Consider the following 17,018-nt stretch of genomic DNA (forward strand, 5'->3'; position numbering starts at 1 on the left):
CGTGTCCGCGTGTCCGCGTGTCCGCGGCGGTCGTACCGCGGTCGCTGCCGTTACTTCTGCTTCGCGGTCTTCGCGGTCTTCGAGCCGCGCTTCTCCCGCACCCGCACCGAGATGTGGATCGGGGTGCCCTCGAAGCCGAACTCCTCGCGCAGGCGCCGTTCGATGAAGCGCCGGTAGCCCGCCTCGATGAAGCCGGAGGCGAACAGCACGAAGCGCGGCGGCCTGGTACCGGCCTGGGTGCCGAAGAGGATGCGCGGCTGCTTGCCGCCCCGCACCGGGTGCGGGTGGGCGGAGACCAGTTCGCCGAGGAACGCGTTGAGGCGGCCGGTCGGGACGCGGGTCTCCCAGCCCGCCAGCGCCGTCTCGATCGCCGGGACCAGCTTCTCCATATGACGTCCGGTGCGCGCCGAGACGTTGACGCGCGGGGCCCACGCCACCTGGCCCAGCTCGGTCTCGATCTCGCGCTCGAGGTAGTAGCGGCGCTCCTCGTCGAGGGTGTCCCACTTGTTGTAGGCGAGGACCAGCGCACGGCCCGCGTCCACCGCCATGGTGACGATCCGCTGGTCCTGCACGGAGATGGAGTCGGCGGCGTCGATGAGCACGACGGCCACCTCGGCCTTCTCGACGGCGGCCGCGGTGCGCAGCGAGGCGTAGTAGTCGGCGCCCTGCTGGAGGTGGACCCGCTTGCGGATACCGGCGGTGTCGACGAACTTCCAGGTCTTGCCACCGAGTTCGATGATCTCGTCGACCGGGTCGCGGGTGGTGCCGGCGATCTCGTTGACGACGACGCGTTCCTCGCCCGCCACCTTGTTCAGCAGGGACGACTTGCCGACGTTGGGGCGGCCGATGAGGGCGATGCGGCGCGGTCCGCCCACGCCGGCGCCGAAGGTCTGGGCGGGCGCCTCGGGCAGCGCCTCCAGGACGGCGTCCAGCATGTCGCCGGTGCCGCGGCCGTGCAGCGCCGAGACCGGGTGGGGCTCACCGAGGCCGAGGGACCAGAGGTAGGCCGCGTCGGCCTCACCGCTCAGGCCGTCGACCTTGTTGGCGCACAGCACGACCGGCTTGCCCGCCTTGCGCAGCAGCCGTACGACGGCCTCGTCGGTGTCGGTCGCGCCGACCTTGGCGTCGACGACGAACACGACGGCGTCGGCGGCGTCGATCGCGTACTCGGCCTGGGCGGCCACGGAGGCGTCGATACCGAGGACGTCCTGCTCCCAGCCGCCGGTGTCGACGACCTTGAAGCGGCGGCCCGCCCACTCGGCCTCGTAGGTCACCCGGTCACGGGTGACGCCGGGCCGGTCCTCGACGACGGCCTCACGGCGGCCGATGATCCGGTTGACGAGGGTCGACTTGCCGACGTTCGGGCGGCCGACGACGGCGAGCACCGGCAGCGGGCCGTGGCCCGCGGCCTCGAGGGCGCCCTCGACGTCCAGGGCGTCGAAGCCCTCTTCCGCGGCGAGCTCCATGAACTCCGCGTACTCGGCGTCGCCAAGCGCTCCGTGGTCGTGCTCGTCGGGCGCGCCCTCGGAGTCGATGTGGTCGTTCATGAAGTGTGTACCTCGTCGTTCCGTCGTGGTGATCGGTGGCGTCCGCCCGCCGGACCGGCCGTCGGGGCAGGCCGTCGGGTCGGGCCGTCGGGGCGGGGCCACTACTCAGTGTCGGCTAGCGGCCGGTGAAGTGCCTGGCGTTTTCCAGGTGGGCGGTGAGCTGCTTCTGGATGCGCTCGGTCGCCTCGTCCAGGGCCTTGCGGGTGCGGCGGCCACTGCCGTCACCCGCCTCGAAGGGGTCTCCGAAGACGACGTCGACGCGGGAGCGCAGCGGTGGCAGCCCCTTCATCAACCGCCCGCGCCTCTCGGTGCTTCCCAGAACGGCGACCGGGACGATCGGCGCGCCGCTGCGGACCGCGAAGTAGGCGAGCCCGGCGCGCAGGGAGGCGAAGTCGCCCTCGCCGCGGGTGCCCTCGGGGAATATGCCCAGCACACCGCCGTTCGCCAGGACGCCGAGCGCCCGGGTGATCGCGGTGCGGTCGGTGCTCGCGCGGTCCACCTTCAGCTGGCCGATGCCGGTCAGGAAGGGGCCGAGGGGCCCGATGAACGCCTCCTTCTTGATCAGGAAGTGCGTGGGGCGGGGCGCGACGCCCATGACCATGGGGCCGTCGATGTTGTGGGAGTGGTTGACGGCGAAGATCAGCGGTCCGGTGGCGGGCACCTTCCAGGCGCCGAGCACCCGGGGCCGCCACAGGCCGTACATCAGGCCGACGCCGATCCGCCGCCCGACCTCGGCCCCGCGCTCCGACGCCACGTCTGCGGCGGCCCCGCGGGAGGGCACGCCGGGTGACGGGGCTCCGCTCACCTCGCGGCCCGCTTCTCCTCGACGAGGGTGACGACGCACTCGATGACCTGCGACAGGGTCAGCGCGGTGGTGTCCACCTCGACCGCGTCGTCCGCCTTGGCGAGCGGCGAGGTCTTGCGGCTGGAGTCGGCCGCGTCGCGCGCGACGAGCGCCGCCTTCGTGGTGTGCACGTCGGCGCCCTTCAGCTCGCCGCTGCGGCGGGCGGCGCGGGCCTCCGCGGACGCGGTGAGGAAGATCTTGAGGTCGGCGTCGGGCAGCACCGTCGTACCGATGTCACGGCCCTCGACGACGATGCCGTGCTCCGCCCCGGCGGCCAGCGAGCGCTGCAGCTCCGTGATCCGGGAGCGCACCTCGGGCACCGCGCTGACCGCGCTGACCTTGGAGGTGACCTCCTGGGTGCGGATCGGGCCGGCCACGTCCACGCCGTCCACGGTGATCGTCGGCCCGGCCGGGTCGGTGCCGGAGACGATCTCCGGCTTCCCCGCGGCGGCGGCGATCGCGGACGGGTCGTCGGTGTCTATCCCGTTGGCCACCATCCACCAGGTGATGGCCCGGTACTGGGCGCCGGTGTCCAGGTAGCTCAGCCCCAGCTGCGCGGCGACGGCCTTGGACGTGCTCGACTTGCCCGTGCCGGAGGGACCGTCGATGGCGACGATCACGGGCTCGGCGGCGCCGTTTTCCACGGGGGGACACCTTCCTGGTGCGGGGTGGTGGGAGTGTGCGGGGCCGCGGGGGTGCCCTGCACAAGGTTACTGGCTTCCCGGACCACCCCGGCACGGCCACCCGCCCCACGCCCTCACAGAACCCCGGCAACGGCACCCGCCGCGCCCGCCCGGCCCGGCTCCGGCCGCCGGCGACCGCCGTGCCGACGACCGCTGACCACCGTGGCGACGGTCGGCGACCGCCGTGGCGACCGTGCGGCCGGGGGTGATCGCCTGCCCGGCGCCCACGGCACGGCCGTCCTCTCCGAACCCTCGCGGCGCCGGCAGCGGTACCCGCCGGACCACCGGCGCGGCTCCGGCTGCCGGTGACCGCGATCCGCGCCCGGTGACCGCCGGGCGGCGGGGCGGTCCTCGGCCCGGCGGTCAGGGGCCGGCGGGCTGCCGGGGCGGCATCCGTCGCGGCTACTGCCGGATCGACCAGCCCCGTTGCCGCAGGGCAGCCGTCAGTACCGGGGCCGCCTTCGGCTCCACCGTCAGCTGCACCAGACCGGCCTGCTGTCCGGTGGCGTGCTCGATGCGCACGTCCTCGATGTTGACCCCGGCCCGGTCGGCGTCGGCGAAGATCCGGGCCAGCTGGCCGGGCTGGTCGTCGATGAGCACCGCGACCGTCTCGTACGTCCGCGGGGCCGATCCGTGCTTGCCCGGCACCCGCACCTGCCCCGCGTTCCCGCGCCGCAGCACGTCCTCGATGCCCCCGGCCCCGGCCCGCCGCTTGGCCTCGTCGGAGGACTGCAGGGCGCGCAGCGCCTCCACGGTCTCCGCGAGGTCGGCGGCGACGTCGCCGAGGAGGTCGGCGACCGGGCCCGGGTTGGCGGACAGGATGTCGATCCACATCCCGGGGTCGGAGGCGGCGATCCGCGTCACGTCCCGGATGCCCTGGCCGCACAGCCGTACGGCGGCCTCCTCGGCGTTCTCCAGGCGCGCGGCGACCATGCTGGAGACCAGGTGGGGCATGTGCGAGACGAGGGCCACCGCGCGGTCGTGGGCGTCGGCGTCCATCACCACGGGCACGGCACGGCAGTACGAGACGAGTTCCAGGGCGAGGTTGAGGACCTCGGTGTCGGTGTCGCGGGTCGGGGTGAGCACCCAGGGGCGGCCCTCGAAGAGTTCGCCGGTCGCGGCCAGCGGCCCGGACTTCTCCCGGCCGGACATGGGATGCGTACCGATGTACGACGACAGGTCGAGCCCCAGCGCCTCCAGCTCGCGGCGCGGGCCGCCCTTGACGCTGGCCACGTCGAGGTAGCCGCGGGCCGCTCCGCGCCGCATGGCGTCGGCGAGTACGGCGGCGACGTGCGCGGGCGGCGCGGCGACGAGGGCGAGGTCGACGGGCTCCTCGGGCAGCTCGTCCGTGCCCGCGCCCAGCGCGGCGGCCGTACGGGCCTGCTCGGGGTCGTGGTCGGCGAGATGGACGGTGACGCCGCGCTGGACCAGGGCCAGCGCGGCGGAGGTGCCGATCAGGCCGGTACCGATGACGAGCGCGGTCCTCACTGGGCGATGTCCTTCCGCAGAGCGGCCGCGGCGCCCAGGTACACGTGCGCGATCTCGGCGCGGGGCCGGTCGGACTCGATGTGCGCCAGGATCCGTACGATCCGGGGCAGGGCGCCCGCGATGTCCAGTTCCTGGGCGCAGATCAGCGGGACGTCGACGATGCCGAGCTTGCGGGCGGCGGCCGCCGGGAAGTCGCTGTGCAGGTCGGGGGTGGCCGTGAACCAGATGCTGATCAGGTCGTCGGCGGTGAGTCCGTTGCGCTCCAGGATCGCGGTGAGCAGCACCCCGACCTGCTCGTCCATGTGCCCGGCCTCGTCCCGCTCCAGCTGTACGGCCCCCCGGACCGCTCGTACCGCCACGACACCGCTCCTCGCTGACATGCCCACGCCTCCCGCGGATTCCGTCCCCGCGGCAGCCCGCTCCGGCTCCATCACGGCCCAGCCTAGCCATTCCCCGCCCCGGGGCCCCGGGCCGCCCGCCGGGTGAGACACCCGACGCGGCGGCGGCCGGATCGCGGCAGCGGCACCCGTGACGGCGGACGACCGCACTGCTCCGGGATCCCGGGCCGCCCCCGCAGCCTCGGTTGCCCGGACCGGGTCCAGGTCCCCCGCTCCCCGGCCCCCCGGGCTGCCCGGTCCCGATCCGTCGGGCGGGGCCGGCCCCGTACACGACGGCGGCCGGCGCCGGGGGGACCCGGTGCCGGCCGCCCGACGTGGCCGTCGGTCTACAGGTCGACCTCGTTCATCAGCATCCCGACCTCCGTGTTGGAGAGCCTGCGCAGCCAGCCCGACTTCTGGTCGCCCAGCGTGATCGGGCCGAAGGCCGTGCGCACCAGCTTGTCCACCGGGAAGCCCGCCTCCGCGAGCATCCGGCGGACGATGTGCTTGCGGCCCTCGTGCAGGGTCACCTCGACGAGGTAGTTCTTGCCGGTCTGCTCGACGACCCGGAAGTGGTCCGCGCGCGCGTACCCGTCCTCCAGCTGGATGCCGTCCTTGAGCTTCTTGCCCAGGTCGCGCGGGATCGGGCCCACGATGTGCGCGAGGTAGGTCTTCTTCACGCCGTACTTGGGGTGGGTGAGCCGGTGCGCCAGCTCACCGTGGTTGGTGAGCAGGATGACGCCCTCGGTCTCGGTGTCCAGCCGCCCGACGTGGAACAGCCGGGTCTCGCGGTTGGTGACGTAGTCGCCGAGGCACTGGCGGCCCTCGGGGTCCTCCATCGTGGAGACCACACCGGCCGGCTTGTTGAGCGAGAAGAACTGGTACGACTGCGTGGCCACGGTCAGCCCGTCGACCTTGACCTCGTCCTTCTCCGGGTCGACCCGCTTGCCCTGTTCGAGGACGATCTCGCCGTTCACCTCGACCCTGGCCTGCTCGATCAGCTCCTCGCAGGCCCGCCGGGAACCGTAGCCGGCGCGGGCGAGGACCTTCTGGAGCCGCTCGCCCTCCTGTTCGGCGCCCGGGAAGGTCCTGGGCGGCTTCACGTCCTTGCGGTCCGCGTACCGCTCGCGGTTGCGCTCCTCGGCCCGCGCCTCGTACTCGCGCGAGCTGCCCGGCGCCGTACGGCCGCGCCCGGTACCGGTACCGGCGCCCGTGCCCTGCCGGGACTGCTTGGGGCCGCCCTTGGCGCCGCCGCGCGCCGAGGCGCCGCGCCCGGACTTGGGGCCGTCCTGGGTGGCGCCGGGGCCCACGTCGTAGCGGCGCTCCTCGGGGCGGGGCCTGCGGGGACGGCCCTGCCCCTGCCGCTCGTCCCTGTCGTTGCCGGCACCGCGGTAGTTGCCGCGCCCGCCGCTCTTGCCGCTGCCGCTGCTTCGCATCAGAAATCCGTCGTCGTCGTGGTGGTCGTGGTGGTCGGGGTGGTGCTCGTCGTGGCCGCCGGACCCTCGTCGTCCGCGTCCGGGTCGAACGACGGCACGCCCTCCTGGGTCTCGGCCTCGATCGCCTCCGCCTCCGGCAGGAACGGCGCGAGTTCCGGAAGTTCGTCCAGGCCGCGCAGGCCCATCCGTTCCAGGAAGTAGTTCGTCGTCCCGTACAGGATCGCACCTGTTTCGGGTTCCGTGCCCGCCTCCTCGATCAGCCCGCGCTGGAGGAGGGTCCGCATCACGCCGTCGCAGTTGACCCCTCGTACGGCCGAGACCCGGCTGCGGCTCACCGGTTGACGGTACGCGACCACCGCGAGCGTCTCCAGCGCGGCCTGGGTGAGCCGGGCGTGCCGGCCGTCCAGCACGAAGCCCTCGACGGCGGGGGCGTACTCGGCGCGGGAGTAGAACCGCCAGCCGCCCGCGACCGGCCGCAGTTCGAAGCCGCGGCCCTGGGCGGTGTACTCGTCGGCCAGTTCCCGCAGGGCGACCGCGATCCGGCGTCTGGGGCGCTGCAGTACCTTCGCCAGGTACTCCTCGCCGGCGGGCTCGTCCACGACCATCAGGACGGCCTCGAGGGCCGGCTTGAGGTCGAGTCCCGCGACGTCGCCCTGCCCGGCCGGTGCGCCGGTCGTCTTCTCGCTCACGCCGTCTCCTCGCTCACGCCGTCTCCTCCTGGCCCGTCCGCGGCTTCCCGGGCTCGGCCCCGGGCTCCTCGGGCGGCCGGTCGAACTCGTCCGTCACGACCGGTGTCCCTTCCCCGTCCCCGCCCGTCCAGCGCACCGTCAGCTCTCCGAGGGCGGTCTCCTGGTCGAGGGCGACGGCCTTCTCGCGGTACAGCTCGAGCAGCGCCAGGAAACGGGCGACGACGGTGAGGATGTCGTCGGTGTCGTCGATCAGGGTCCGGAAGCTCGCCTCGCCCAGTTCCCTGAGCCGTGTCACGACGATCCCGGCCTGCTCCTGCACGCTGACCAGGGGCGCGTGGATGTGGTCGACGTAGACCTGCGGCCGGGGCCTGGGCTGCATGGCCTTGACGGCGAGCCGGGCGAACCGCTCGGGGCCGATGCCGATGACGACGTCGGGCAGCAACTGCGCGTACTGCGGTTCGAGCCCGACCGTACGGGGGTAGCGCCGGGCCTCGTCGTCCAGCCGCCGGTCGAGGATCTCGGCGATCTGTTTGTACGCGCGGTACTGCAGCAGCCGCGCGAACAGCAGGTCCCGCGCCTCCAGGAGGGCGAGGTCTGCCTCGTCCTCGACCTCGGCCGCGGGCAGCAGCCGGGCCGCCTTCAGATCGAGCAGGGTGGCGGCGACGACCAGGAACTCGGTCGTCTCGTCGAGGTCCCAGTCCGCCCCCATGGAGCGGATGTGCGCCATGAACTCGTCGGTCACCTTCGACAGCGCGACCTCGGTGACGTCCAGCTTGTGCTTGGAGATCAGCTGGAGCAGCAGATCGAAGGGCCCCTCGAAGTTGGCGAGCCGCACCGTGAAACCGGCGTCGCCGTCGCCCGCGTCGGGGCGGGGAGCGCCGCCGGGATCAGGGCCGGGTCCGGGGCCGTCGCCGGGGTCTGCCGTCGCGGCCGGTCGCCGCGTGGCGGCCGTCCCGGCGGGCGGTGGTGCGTGCCGCTGCGGGACGGCGTTCCGGTCCCCGGCACCGCCGCCGGTATCGGCACCGGTGTCGCCACCGTTCTCCCCGGCGGAGGGCGGCGCCCCGTCCGCATCGGGCTCGGCCCCGGCGGCGGGCTCGGCGTCGGGCCCGGGCCGGGGTCCGGGGTCCGGCTCCGGGCTCCCGGAACGTTCCGCCGGTGTCCGGCCGCCGGATGTCCGGCCGCCCGGTGTCCCGGCGGCGCCCGCGTCCGGCGGCGGTTCCGCGGGCGTGCCGTGCGCCGGCCGTGCCGCCGGTTCCCGGCCGCCGGTTCCCGGCGCGGTGCGGGGCGGCGGGGCCGCTCCCGGGCCCCGGCCCAGGACGCGTCTGCGGGCGGGTGGCGGGGTGGGGGCGTCGTTCGAGGTCATGACCCCCGCAGGCTACCGCTACCGCCCGCGCAGCCGGCGTACGAGGATGCTGGCGTCCCCGCGGCTCTCCAGGTCGGCGAGGACCACGGCGACCGCCTCGCGGACGATCCGGCCGCGGTCGACAGCGAGGCCGTGCTCGCCGCGCAGCACGAGGCGCGCGTGCTCGAGGTCCATGAGTTCCTCGGCGGAGACGTACACGGTGATCTTCTCGTCGTGCCGCTCGCGGCCGCTGGGCCGCCGGGAGGCGGCCCTCCCGCGTTTGCGGGGCTGTTCGGCCGCGCCGTTCTCCGGGGGTGCCGGGCGGCGTGCGGCGTCCTCCGCGGCACGGCTGCGCGACTCGCCCGCGCCGGCCGCCTCGGTGCCGGCCGCGGCGTGCTCCGCGCCCTCGCCGTCCCCGCCCTGCGCGGGTACCGCCTGCGGGGCGTCCGGCGCCTCGGCGGGCGCGGCGGTGCCGCTCTCCCCCGCCGGGTTCGGCACCCTGGCCTCGCCGTTGACCGGGCGCCGCGGAGCGGACGGCTGGAGCGCCGTTCCCCCTGTCGTACGGAACAGTTCGTCGGCCCCCGGCAGACTCACTCGGCGTGACACCGGGCGAGCACCTCCCTGGCGAGCTGGCGATAGGCTGCGGCGCCGACGGAGTTGGAGGCGTACGTGGTGATCGGCTCGCCGGCGACGGTGGTCTCCGGGAAGCGGACCGTGCGCCCGATGACCGTGTGGTAGACGTGGTCGTCGAACGCCTCGACGACCCGTGCGAGCACCTCACGGCTGTGCACGGTGCGCGAGTCGTACATGGTGGCGAGGATCCCGTCGAGCTCGAGCTCCGGGTTGAGCCGCTCCTGGACCTTCTCGATGGTCTCGGTGAGCAGCGCGACACCGCGCAGGGCGAAGAACTCGCACTCGAGGGGGACTATCACCTTGTGCGCGGCCGTCAGGGCGTTGACGGTCAGCAGACCGAGCGAGGGCTGGCAGTCGATGACGATGTAGTCGTAGTCGTCCATCAGCGGCTTGAGCGCACGCTGCAGCGTGGACTCGCGCGCGACCTCGGAGACCAGCTGGACCTCGGCGGCGGACAGGTCGATGTTGCTGGGCAGCAGGTCCATGTTGGGGACCGCCGTCTTCAGCAGGACCTCGTCCGCGGACATCCCCCGCTCCATGAGCAGGTTGTAGACGGTGAGGTCGAGCTCCATCGGGTTGACACCGAGGCCCACCGACAGCGCGCCCTGCGGGTCGAAGTCCACGAGCAGCACCCGGCGGCCGTACTCCGCGAGCGCGGCACCCAGGTTGATGGTCGACGTGGTCTTGCCGACGCCGCCCTTCTGGTTGCACATCGCGATGATCTTCGCGGGCCCGTGGTCCGTGAGCGGGCCCGGGATCGGGAAGTACGGCAGCGGCCGCCCCGTCGGCCCGATGCGCTCACGGCGCTGACGGGCCGCGTCCGGCGCGAGCGTGGCCGCGTACTCCGGGTCGGGCTCGTACTCGGCGTCGGGGTCGTAGAAGTGCCCGTCGGGCAGTTCGTCGTAGTCGGCGAAGTGGTCACGAGGGGTGCCACTTCCGTCGCCGGCCATGGCGTTCACGTGATGACCATCCATGCTCTGTGCTGTCCGGGCCGCCTGGAAGGAACTCTGGTGGGCTGCGAAGGTGCGCACCGCGACGGAGCCGACAGCCTCGAAGCCCGCAGGACCCTGGCCCCGTACCGGCGTTCCTGGTTGACCACCCCCGGGAGAAAATGTCGACTCATTCACAAGTCGTCTTACCTCCTTGGTGACCAGGAAACTTCTAGACAGGTCGGCGTGACACCATGCCGACGGTTGGCGACTCTATGGCGTGTCGGGCATCCGCAGCAACACAATCCGCCGGACCCGGCCCGATGTGTCGGCATTGAAACATCCCTCTGTCAAGGGCGTACGGCCGTCGCACGGCAGGTTTCGCCGGTGCGTGAATCGGCCGAAGAGCCGTGTTCGAGGCGAGTTGACCGAGTACGGGGAAGTGACCCTACACACATCCGGCCGGATCTTGTCGGGTAAGATCCGGCCGGACGGGCGCGATTGACGAGCTGTGTTGACGAATCGTCATGACCGCAAGGTGACTTGAAATCGCCCCTGGAGCCGGCCGCGCAACGGCCGCCTCCGGTACGGCGGTCAGCCGAGCAGGGTCTCCAGCTCGACGTGCTCCAGGCCGTGCGCCTCGGCCACCTCGCGGTAGACGACCTTGCCGTCATGGGTGTTGAGGCCCCTGGCCAGCGCGGGGTCGCGGCGCAGCGCCTCCACCCAGCCGTGGTCGGCGAGCTCGACGACGTACGGCAGCGTGGCGTTGGTCAGCGCGTGGGTGGAGGTGTGGGGCACGGCGCCGGGCATGTTGGCGACGCAGTAGAAGACCGAACCGTGGACCGGGAAGGTCGGCTCGGCGTGGGTGGTGGGGCGGGAGTCCTCGAAGCAGCCGCCCTGGTCGATCGCGATGTCGACAAGGACACTTCCCGGCTTCATCCGGGAGACCAGCTCGTTGGTGACCAGCTTCGGCGCCTTGGCGCCGGGGATGAGCACGGCGCCGATGACGAGGTCGGCCCCGACACAGGCCCGCTCCAGCTCGAAGGTGTTGGAGACGACGGTCTGGATCCTGGTGCCGAAGATCCGGTCGGCCTCCTTGAGCTTGTTCAGGTCACGGTCGAGCAGGGTCACGTGGAAGCCCATGCCGATCGCGATCTGCGCCGCGTTCCAGCCGGAGACACCGCCGCCGATGACGACGGCCCGCCCCGCGTGCACGCCGGGGACACCGCCGGGCAGCACGCCCCGGCCGCCGGCCGGGCGCATCAGGTGGTAGGCGCCGACCTGCGGGGCCAGCCGGCCCGCGACCTCGGACATGGGGGCGAGCAGCGGCAGCGCCCGGCCGGGCAGTTCGACGGTCTCGTACGCGATCGCCGTGGCGCCGGACTCCAGGAGGGCGTCGGTGCACTCGCGGGAGGCGGCCAGGTGCAGGTAGGTGAAGAGGGTCTGGTCCTTGCGGAGGCGGTGGTACTCCTCCGCGACGGGCTCCTTGACCTTCAGCAGCAGGTCGGCGGTGGTCCACACCTCGTCGGCGGTGTCCAGGATCGCGGCGCCCGCGGCCACGTACTCGTCGTCCGTGATCGACGAGCCGGCGCCCGCGGCGCGCTCGATGACGACCTGGTGGCCGTGGCGCACGAGCTCGTGCACTCCGGCGGGGGTGATGGCCACCCGGAACTCGTTGTTCTTGACCTCGCGGGGGATGCCGACCTTCACGTCGATCACGGTCCTTGGCTCGGGGGGGGCGGGATGTTGCACCGCATACCGGGCAACAGGGAGCACACCGGGATGCACCGCAGGAGAAGGTGCGGCGGAGCCAGTTTAATGAAGGCGTTCCCCGTGTCTAGCCTTTCTTTGCATCAATCTTTAGGGGATGTACTACGGATTTCGTAGGTGTTAGCGGCATGTTCCGGCTCCGGTGCGACCGTCCCGCCGTCCCGGCCGTCCCGGGAGTCCTCCCGGACCTCCGGGAGGTGCGGGAGCCTCAGGCCTTCCGCGACGTCCGGGAATCCCGGGAACTCCGGGAACTCCTCACCCAGCATGCGCTCGGCCGCCTGCCGGTGCAGTCGCGCGGCGGCCGGGTCGCCGAGGCGCTCCAGCGTGTCCGCGAGCCGCACCTGCAGCGCCGCCTGCAGCCGTACGTCGTCCGCGCGGCGCGCCCACTCGGCCGCCTCCTGACAGGTGCGCAGCGACTCTTCGGGGCGCCCCGCGTACTCCTGGACCCGGGCCAGCTCGCTCAGCGCCCGCGCCTGCGCCGCGACATCGCCCTCCTTGCGGTATCCGGCGACGGCCGCACGCCAGTTGCGCTGCGCCTCGCCGTAGCGGCCCGCGTAGGTGTGGGCGGCGGCGATCCTGCCGTAGAGCCGGGCCGCCTCCACGCGTTCGTCCCGGGCCAGCCGCTGGGCGAGGGCGCGGCCGAACCAGTCCGCGGCCCGGTCGTAGTCCCCGAGCTCCAGATGGGCGCCTCCTACGGATTCCGTTGCGCGGCCGGTCGCATACGGATCATTTGCGTCGCGTCCGGCGTCCAGCGCCGAGCGATAGCGCAGCAGTGCCTGCGCGGTGCGGCCGGTGCGGGCGTCCAGGTCGGCGAGGTTCAGCAGGGCGGCGGCCTTCTCCCGGGGCAGCTCGCGGCGCTCGGCGACGTCCAGCACCAGCTGGTGGATGCCGTACAGGTCGGGGGCGGCCGCCCGGGTGCCGAAGTGGGCGGCCATGGCCCGCACCAGCTGGGACAGCAGCCGCCGGGCCAGGGTGTCCACCTCCCCGTCCGCGACGGCGACCCGGGCCGCGGCCAGCAGGGCGGGCCTGCGCAGGGTCAGCCAGTCCTCGGCGGCCCGGGGCGTGGGGAAGCGCAGCGAGCGCGGCATGCCGAGCAGCTTGGCGCGGGCCTGCGGGCTGTCGGTCTCGGTGATCGCGCGGCACGACTGCAACAGCCGTACGGTGCGCTCCAGCATCCTGGCGCGGGCCAGCTGGAGCTCGGCGGGACGGTCCTGGACCGCCGCGAGCCGTTCCAAGACGGGCAGCAGACAGCCGGGGACCTCGTACTGGGGCAGCGGCGACTCCACGGCGTGCAGCAGGCCGAGGGCGGCGAACTCGTCGAGGGTGGCGCGGGCGCTGCCCACGGAGCAGCCCGCGAGGGCGGAGGCGGTGTGCGGGTCGACCAGACCGGCGGGGGCCAGGGACAGCAGCCGCAGCAGGCGGGCGGCGGGGTCGGGCAGCGTGTCGTGGACGAGCCTGAGGACCCGGGCGAAGGGGGCGCCGCCGGGGGCCTCGTCGAGGTCGGCGTGCAGCCGCTTGGCGAGGTCGGCGACGGCGGCCTTGGGGTGGGCCGCGAGCCAGCCGCCGGCCAGTACCAGGGCGGTGGGCTGGGCCTGGCACTGCTCGACGAGCCCCTCGGCGGTGCGCGGGTCGACGGTGATGCGCACCGGGCCGATCCGCCGGGCCAGCAGGTCCAGCGCCGACTTGGTGTCCAGGCCGCCCAGGGTGCAGGGACGTACGTCCGGGATGCCGGTCAGGGGGCCCGCGGCGACGGCGACGACCAGGCATCCGGCGTTGTCGGGGAGCAGCGCGTCGACGTGGTCGGCGCCGGGCGCGTCGTCGAGCAGGAGCAGCGTCCGCCGTTCGGCGAGGGCGTCGCGCAGGGTCCCGGTGAGCTCGTCCTCACCGGCCCCGGCGGGGGCGGCCAGCTCCAGGGCGGTGAGCAGGTCGCGGGCGGCGCGCCCGACGGGGACGGGGGTGCCGTCGGGCTCGCTGAGGCGGGCCCGCAGCACGCCGTCGGGGTAGTCGCCGGCGAGCTGCCGGACGAGTTCCTCCGCGAGGGCGGTACGGCCGGAGCCGGGGCGTCCCGCGATGAGCAGCACCCGTGCGCGGGGCGCCTTCCGTCCGGCGAGGGTGTCCAGGCCCGCGCGCGCGATGTCGGCGCGCAGCTCCTTCAACTCCCTTGCGCGGCCGAGGAATCCGTTTTCCGGCACGGGGGTTTCCGGCAGCCGTGCGCCGGCTGTTTCCACCGCCTGGTCCGTCACGGGCCACACTCCCGTCCCACCGCGCGCACGAGCCCGCCGGGACTCCGGTCCGGGGTGCGCCTGCTGCTCGGCTCGCTCGCCGCGGGGGTACCGGGTCCTGCCGGCCGGGGACCCCTGCGGCTCACTCGCGCCGAGCCTAGTTCACGCTCTGCGACGTGGCGTGCGCTGCGCGGCGGTAGCGCAGACGCATCCCCTGATCGGATCAGCCGATGGTCACACCGGCAACTGCCTCACACCGACGGCCCACCGGGCCCACCGGGCCCACCGGCCACCGCGCCGGTGCCGGGCCTGCGTCCGGCCTGCTCCCCGGCGAGCCGCGCCGGCAGGCGGCCCGGTGCCGGGGCGGGGTGTGTGGGCGGTTTCCGGCCGGTGCGGAGCTGTCAGGCCTCGAAGGGGCGGGCCGGCCACGGCGCGTCCGCCGGGCGCAGCGCGTCGAGGCCGTCGCCGGTCCGGGCGGCGACCAGGGAGAGCACGCCGACGACCAGGCAGTTGTTGTGCAGCTCGCCCGCGAGGACACCGCGCACCAGCTCGGCCACGGGCACGCGCGCGTACTCCAGGTCGATCTCCTCGTGCTCGGCCGCGAAGCGGTCGCCCTCGGCCGCGGACAGGCCGCGGGCGAGGAAGAGCCGTACGGACTCGTCGCAGCCGCCGGGCGTGGTGTAGACGTCGGTCAGCACCCGCCAGTCCTCGGCCTTGACGTGCGCCTCCTCGTAGAGCTCGCGCTGCGCGGCGGCGAGCGGATTCTCGCCGGGCACGTCGAGGAGCCCGGCCGGGACCTCCCAGAGCTTCTGGCGCACGGGGTGGCGGTACTGGCGGATCAGCAGGACCCGGTCCTCCTCGTCGAGGGCGAGGACCCCCACGGAGCCGGGGTGCACCTGGTAGTCGCGGTGGACGACCGACCCGTCGGGCATGACGACCTCGTCCGTGCGCACGGAGGTCTTGACGCCGGTGAAGGGCGTCTCCGTCGCCCGGATCTCCCACTCCTCGGGAGTGTCATTGATCGTCATGCCCCGTCCTTCCACGTGCAGAGAACAAGCCGGGGCGTGCACCGTTGAGGGTATGCGCCCCAGCCACCGTACTACCGGTGTGTCACCCGGAATTCTGTCACTCGCCCGCCGCGGGCCGCGCGCCGCCGGCCGCCCGCTGCCGCTCGACCGCGGCCCTGACCAGGCCCGCGAACAGCGGGTGCGGACGGGTCGGCCGCGAGCGCAGCTCGGGGTGGGCCTGCGTGGCGACCAGGTAGGGGTGGGTGTCGCGCGGGTACTCGACGTACTCGACGAGCTTGCCGTCCGGCGAGGTGCCCGAGAAGACGATGCCGGCCTTCTTCTCCAGCTCCGCGCGGTAGGCGTTGTTCACCTCGTAGCGGTGGCGGTGCCGCTCCTCGACGTACTCCTTGCCGTCGTGGACCTCCCGCACCAGGGAGCCCTCGGCGAGCTTGGCCGGATACATGCCCAGACGCATGGTGCCGCCCATGTCGCCCTCGCCGGCGACGATCTCGAGCTGCTCGGCCATCGTGGAGATCACCGGGTTGGAGGTGCCCGAGTCGAATTCCGTCGAATTGGCGTCGGTGATGCCGGCCAGGTTGCGCGCGGCCTCGATCACGATGCATTGCAGGCCCAGACAGAGGCCGAGCAGCGGAACCCTGTTCTCGCGTGCGTAACGGATGGCCCCGACCTTGCCGAGCACACCGCGGTCGCCGAAGCCGCCGGGCACACAGATGCCGTCGACGTCGGAGAGCTGCGCCTCGGCGCCCGCCGGGGTCTTGCAGTCGTCCGAGGTGACCCACTTGATCCGCACCCGGGCCCGGTGCGCGAAGCCGCCCGCGCGCATGGCCTCGGTGACCGACAGATAGGCGTCGGGCAGGTCGATGTACTTGCCGACCAGGGCGAGGGTGATCTCGTGCTCGGGGTTGTGCACCCGGTCGAGCAGGTCGTCCCAGGTCGTCCAGTCCACGTCGCGGAAGGCCAGGTCCAGCTTGCGCACCACGTAGGCGTCCAGGCCCTCGCTGTGGACGGTCTTCGGGATGTCGTAGATGGAACGCGCGTCGGGGCAGGCCACGACGGCGGCCTCGTCGACGTCGCACATCAGCGAGATCTTGCGCTTGATCGCGGTCGGCACCTCGCGGTCGCAGCGCAGCACGATGGCGTCCGGCTGGATACCGATGTTGCGCAGGGCGGCCACCGAGTGCTGGGTCGGCTTGGTCTTCAGCTCGCCGGACGGGCCGATGTACGGCAGCAGCGAGATGTGCACCACGAACACGTTGTCGCGGCCGACCTCGTGCCGCACCTGGCGGACCGTCTCCAGGAACGGCAGCGACTCGATGTCGCCGACGGTGCCGCCGACCTCGGTGATCACCACGTCCACCTCGTCGGTGGCCATCCGGCGGATCCGGTGCTTGATCTCGTTGGTGATGTGCGGGATGACCTGCACCGTGTCGCCCAGGTACTCGCCCCGCCGCTCCTTGGCGATGACGGTCGAATAAACCTGCCCTGTGGTGACGTTGGCGGAGCCGTCCAAGTCGCGGTCAAGGAAACGCTCGTAGTGTCCGATGTCCAGATCGGTCTCCGCGCCGTCGTTGGTGACGAACACCTCACCGTGCTGGAAGGGGTTCATCGTGCCCGGGTCGACGTTCAGATACGGATCGAGCTTCTGCATCACGACCCTGAGGCCGCGCGCCTTGAGCAGCATGCCGAGGCTCGAGGCCGTCAGGCCCTTGCCGAGAGAGGAGGCGACACCACCGGTGACGAAGATGTGCTTGGTCGTGGTGGCTGCGCGGTTTCGGAATGCGGGGGTCGGCATGGCCAAGGCGGGGCTCCCGTGGTCGCGGTCTGGGGTGCGGTTACAGCTGCCGGGCCGAAATGTTTCGGAGGAGGCGCCGTCGCTGCGGTTCGGGGGATTTACGCCCACCGGTCCACGGGCCACCAGAGTATCAGCGCCCGGCCGTACCGGCTTCCGGCAACGCTCCGCGCACATACCGACACGGACACACACCGTGTTCGCCCTCTTCACCCGGTGCTCACCCGTTCGGCTCACGCAG

The 17,018-nt window shown here is 73.0% G+C and carries 14 protein-coding genes; all 14 read right to left on the reverse strand.

Features of this window, described 5'->3' with window-relative positions:
* Window positions 1-50 precede the first annotated feature (50 nt).
* Entirely contained in the window at window positions 51-1,547 is a 1,497-nt protein-coding gene (gene der / locus ABZ862_RS29110; RefSeq protein WP_360964190.1) for a ribosome biogenesis GTPase Der, read from the reverse strand.
* Window positions 1,548-1,662: 115 nt separating this feature from the next.
* Window positions 1,663-2,391: a lysophospholipid acyltransferase family protein gene (locus ABZ862_RS29115; RefSeq protein ID WP_360964193.1), complete on the reverse strand. Its 729-nt coding sequence runs from the start codon at window positions 2,389-2,391 to the stop codon at window positions 1,663-1,665.
* Window positions 2,349-3,035 carry a (d)CMP kinase gene (gene cmk / locus ABZ862_RS29120; protein ID WP_360964196.1) on the reverse strand — a complete coding sequence of 229 codons (687 nt, stop codon included), beginning with the start codon at window positions 3,033-3,035 and terminating at the stop codon, window positions 2,349-2,351. Before cmk ends, ABZ862_RS29115 begins: the two co-directional genes overlap by 43 nt.
* Window positions 3,036-3,476: 441 nt before the next feature.
* Window positions 3,477-4,562, reverse strand: coding sequence for a prephenate dehydrogenase (locus tag ABZ862_RS29125; protein ID WP_360964199.1), 1,086 nt, complete (start codon window positions 4,560-4,562; stop codon window positions 3,477-3,479).
* Window positions 4,559-4,921 (reverse strand): chorismate mutase, encoded by a 363-nt coding sequence (gene aroH / locus ABZ862_RS29130; protein ID WP_360964274.1) that lies wholly within the window; start codon window positions 4,919-4,921, stop codon window positions 4,559-4,561. The genes ABZ862_RS29125 and aroH overlap by 4 nt, the downstream gene beginning before the upstream one ends.
* 365 nt (window positions 4,922-5,286) lie before the next feature.
* The gene (locus ABZ862_RS29135; RefSeq protein WP_360964202.1) at window positions 5,287-6,375 is read right to left on the reverse strand and encodes a pseudouridine synthase; all 1,089 of its coding nucleotides are present in this window, start codon (window positions 6,373-6,375) and stop codon (window positions 5,287-5,289) included.
* A complete protein-coding gene (gene scpB / locus ABZ862_RS29140; RefSeq protein WP_360964205.1) occupies window positions 6,375-7,064 on the reverse strand; it encodes an SMC-Scp complex subunit ScpB in 690 nt (229 codons plus the stop codon). The genes ABZ862_RS29135 and scpB overlap by 1 nt, the downstream gene beginning before the upstream one ends.
* Before the next feature lie 13 nt (window positions 7,065-7,077).
* On the reverse strand, window positions 7,078-8,427 hold the full coding sequence (locus tag ABZ862_RS29145) for a segregation/condensation protein A (protein ID WP_360964208.1): 1,350 nt from the start codon (window positions 8,425-8,427) through the stop codon (window positions 7,078-7,080).
* An 18-nt stretch (window positions 8,428-8,445) separates the two neighbouring features.
* Window positions 8,446-9,012, reverse strand: a complete 567-nt coding sequence (locus tag ABZ862_RS29150; RefSeq protein WP_360964211.1) for a hypothetical protein — start codon at window positions 9,010-9,012, stop codon at window positions 8,446-8,448.
* The gene (locus tag ABZ862_RS29155) at window positions 8,997-10,166 is read right to left on the reverse strand and encodes a ParA family protein (RefSeq protein WP_360964214.1); all 1,170 of its coding nucleotides are present in this window, start codon (window positions 10,164-10,166) and stop codon (window positions 8,997-8,999) included. Before ABZ862_RS29155 ends, ABZ862_RS29150 begins: the two co-directional genes overlap by 16 nt.
* Before the next feature lie 396 nt (window positions 10,167-10,562).
* Window positions 10,563-11,687 carry an alanine dehydrogenase gene (gene ald / locus ABZ862_RS29160; protein ID WP_360964217.1) on the reverse strand — a complete coding sequence of 375 codons (1,125 nt, stop codon included), beginning with the start codon at window positions 11,685-11,687 and terminating at the stop codon, window positions 10,563-10,565.
* 134 nt (window positions 11,688-11,821) lie between these two features.
* Entirely contained in the window at window positions 11,822-13,981 is a 2,160-nt protein-coding gene (locus ABZ862_RS29165; protein ID WP_360964220.1) for an AAA family ATPase, read from the reverse strand.
* Between the two features lie 380 nt (window positions 13,982-14,361).
* Window positions 14,362-14,988: an NUDIX hydrolase gene (locus ABZ862_RS29170; RefSeq protein WP_360964223.1), complete on the reverse strand. Its 627-nt coding sequence runs from the start codon at window positions 14,986-14,988 to the stop codon at window positions 14,362-14,364.
* 97 nt (window positions 14,989-15,085) lie between these two features.
* Window positions 15,086-16,780, reverse strand: a complete 1,695-nt coding sequence (locus ABZ862_RS29175; protein ID WP_360964226.1) for a CTP synthase — start codon at window positions 16,778-16,780, stop codon at window positions 15,086-15,088.
* Window positions 16,781-17,018 lie beyond the last annotated feature (238 nt).

The sequence above is a fragment of the Streptomyces sp. NPDC047000 genome (assembly GCF_040644295.1).
GTDB lineage: Bacteria > Actinomycetota > Actinomycetes > Streptomycetales > Streptomycetaceae > Streptomyces.